Raw genomic sequence first — 2614 nt, 5'->3', positions numbered from 1 at the left:
CAATTGAACGGCCGCCCCTCGGGGCGGCCTTTCTGCTTTGGGGCCCGCAGCATTTTCGACCATGCCCTGTTGATCACCTGGGACGCTCGTCAGATTTTCGTGTCTCGTCTTGAAAGAGGACCTGATGCCGTTGCGGAAGATCACGGTTCATCTCACCGGTGATCCATCGGATCAGATGGCGCTGAAGAGTGCGTTCCAGATCGCAGAAAGATTCCAATGCCACCTCGATGCGCTTTTTGTTTGCTCGGACGAGACGGAAGAACCCCTTCCCTCCGACGGACCAGGCTTGCTCGCGGATGCCCTGATATCAGACGGATGGGACGATAGCGAACCGCGTTACCGTCTGACCAGGCGCTATTTCCATGCGGCCTGCGCCGACGCCGGTATCCGGGAAGCCGAAACCCACGTGCCCGGTGGTGATCCGACCGCCCGGCTCCGGAAGGTGGTTGGCCCTCCGGAGGCCGTCGCCATCGAGGCCCGCGCGTCCGACCTCGTCGTGTTTGCTCATCATGGTCCGAGTGCCAATGCCAATGCGGTGGAAGCCCGACGGGCCGTCGTTTCGATCGCCGGGAGGCCGATGTTGCTCTGCCCGCCGCTCTTGAGCGAAGGAATGGGTGACGTGGTCGCGGTGGCCTGGAATGGCACCGAACACGCCACACGGGCGATCGCCGGAGCCTTGCCGTTCCTGTACGTTGCTCGAGAAGTCCATATCATGACAATCAGTGTCCATCAGCCAAACACCGGCCTCGACCATGGCCGATGCGATCTGATGGTCGAGTACCTGAGACTTCACGGCATCAAGGCCAGGGATGCGGAGGTGGTGCAAGCGGGAAGCTCGGTTGCCGCGACCCTTCTTGCGGCGGCTGAACAGGTCCATGCCGATCTGCTGGTCATGGGGTGCTCGGGCAGAGGGCGGCTGAGCGAGTTTGTTCTCGGCAATGTGTCACGTGACATCATTGCTCAGGCCAGGCTGCCGCTGCTGGTTGCCTATTGACCAAATCCTGGCGAACATGAAATCACACCGGGAGAACGGGTGTCGTTCACGTATCAGTGGCATGGGTCGAAGGTTCAGGAATCCTTCAGGGCCCCACAGCTTGCCTGACGCCGCGATGATGCCGCCTTTTTCCGGCACTGGCCGGACAGGAACCGGGAACGCCGGTCGATGATCTTCTGTTGGAGCGCAAACCAGACTCATGTCGAACGGAGACACGCTGTGTTACTGAGATCAATGCTGATCGCCACTACCCTGGTAACCACCGTAGCAGCATCCGGCTACGCGCAAGTGGCTCCGGATATGGGAGGCCGAAAGCCGGTTGACCAGAAGGAAGGCGTCCAGACACCTGAAACCCTTGGTGCCGGGCGCTCCATGGCTGGTCCGGAAGGCACCGAGCAGGCGAGACCGGCCGATCCGCATGTTCAGGCACAGGGAGCGCACCAGCCTGCCATTGGAAAGGAAGGCGATACTGCCGCAACCAACGTCAAGCCGCCGCCCGGATCCAGCGCCCAACCTAGTGGGGACGGTAATACCAGCAGGCCCAACACCGAGCAGGCTACACCGACGAACACAACCGATGCCCAGTCACCAACCAATTCCCGGGCCGGCGGCGGGCTCGCCGGCAATCAGGTGCTGGTCGAAGATTTGTCGGAGATGAGCGTCAACCTTGTCGACAAGGAAGATTTTGGGAAGGTCGCCGGCACCGTGCTCAACCTTCAGACCGGCCAGGTCGAGAAGCTGTTGATCAGCACGGGTGGCCTTCTCGGCGTCATCGGGGATGCTCTCTATGAGGTGCCGTGGAGCAAAGTGGCTGAGATCAACAAGGGCGGCAAGGAAATCCGCATCAATGCGAAACAGGCCGAGATCCAGCCCGGAAGCGAAGACCAGGCCCGGCAGAATGATTGAGGGGCACCTAGTCCGAAATGCACGGTACGGCGCTGACCAAGATGATCGCCGAGAATGGGGCGTGCCTGCTGACGGTAACCGTGAACCAAAGGACCGGCAGCAACTGGGTGCACATGTTCATGAATCCGACCGGCATTTCCATCAATCCGGCCACCTGCGACTCAACCGTAGCAGGCACTTCGCAAGGGCGACGGCGCTGCCGGAAGGGGCGGTGCACCACGAGCCGGTTTTCGCAGGGAGTCGCCCTGGAGTTCAATCCGATAGGCGATGTGAACAATGCGGTCGAGTATCGCCTCGGTATAAGTGGAACCCCAATCGCCCGATGCCGGCTGGACAGGGGGATTTGGGAGGCCAAAATGATCGAGCCGCGGTCATGGCGGTCATCGACAATCTCCATCAGATCCCGCCGCTGAGTCGCGGTCAGTTCGCTCATCATCCCGTCATCGAGGATCAGGAGATTGACCCTGGCAAGCCGCCGCATCAGTGCGCCAGCTTCTGGGTTTTGAACACCGCCACGAACTTCCGGCGCGCATGCGCCAGACAGAAGGCGAGCCGGATCGGTGCCCCTGTCCGGTGACGGACAAGCTTCTTGTACGCCGCGTAGCCGTCGACCTGGAGGATACCGGAGAACGACACCAGCTGGGCTTCGAGCGCCGCCGTGCCGCTTTTCCGAAGGGTACCGTCGCTATGCGGCTGCGCGAGGAGTTCGACTCC

At 61.4% G+C, this 2614-nt stretch carries 3 protein-coding genes and 1 pseudogene; 2 read left to right on the top strand and 2 right to left on the bottom strand.

Features of this window, described 5'->3' with window-relative positions; genetic code table 11:
- Positions 1 to 124: 124 nt before the first annotated feature.
- Together AC5JJ6_RS08590 and AC5JJ6_RS08585 are read left to right on the top strand one after the other, a co-directional pair.
- Positions 125 to 994, top strand: coding sequence for a universal stress protein (locus tag AC5JJ6_RS08590; RefSeq protein ID WP_496041636.1), 870 nt, complete (start codon positions 125 to 127; stop codon positions 992 to 994).
- A gap of 234 nt (positions 995 to 1228) precedes the next feature.
- The gene (locus AC5JJ6_RS08585; protein ID WP_496041635.1) at positions 1229 to 1900 is read left to right on the top strand and encodes a PRC-barrel domain-containing protein; all 672 of its coding nucleotides are present in this window, start codon (positions 1229 to 1231) and stop codon (positions 1898 to 1900) included.
- Between the two features lie 7 nt (positions 1901 to 1907).
- On the opposite strand, the gene AC5JJ6_RS08580 is transcribed toward AC5JJ6_RS08585, so the two are convergent.
- On the bottom strand, positions 1908 to 2381 hold the full coding sequence (locus tag AC5JJ6_RS08580; protein WP_496041634.1) for an ATP-binding protein: 474 nt from the start codon (positions 2379 to 2381) through the stop codon (positions 1908 to 1910).
- Positions 2382 to 2401: 20 nt separating this feature from the next.
- A pseudogene (locus AC5JJ6_RS08575) lies at positions 2402 to 2551 on the bottom strand (IS66 family transposase); the annotation flags it as partial.
- Positions 2552 to 2614 lie beyond the last annotated feature (63 nt).

This window comes from Skermanella sp. (assembly GCF_059503625.1).
The sequence above is the reverse complement of the archived record's forward strand: the minus strand, read 5'-3'. Positions and strand labels throughout refer to the sequence as shown.

Coding starts and splice junctions, on each gene's coding strand:
- AC5JJ6_RS08590 (WP_496041636.1), top strand. CDS start 125: ATGCCGTTGCGGAAGATCACGGTTCATCTCACCGGTGATCCATCGGAT.
- AC5JJ6_RS08580 (WP_496041634.1), bottom strand. CDS start 2,381: ATGCGGCGGCTTGCCAGGGTCAATCTCCTGATCCTCGATGACGGGATG.
- AC5JJ6_RS08585 (WP_496041635.1), top strand. CDS start 1,229: ATGCTGATCGCCACTACCCTGGTAACCACCGTAGCAGCATCCGGCTAC.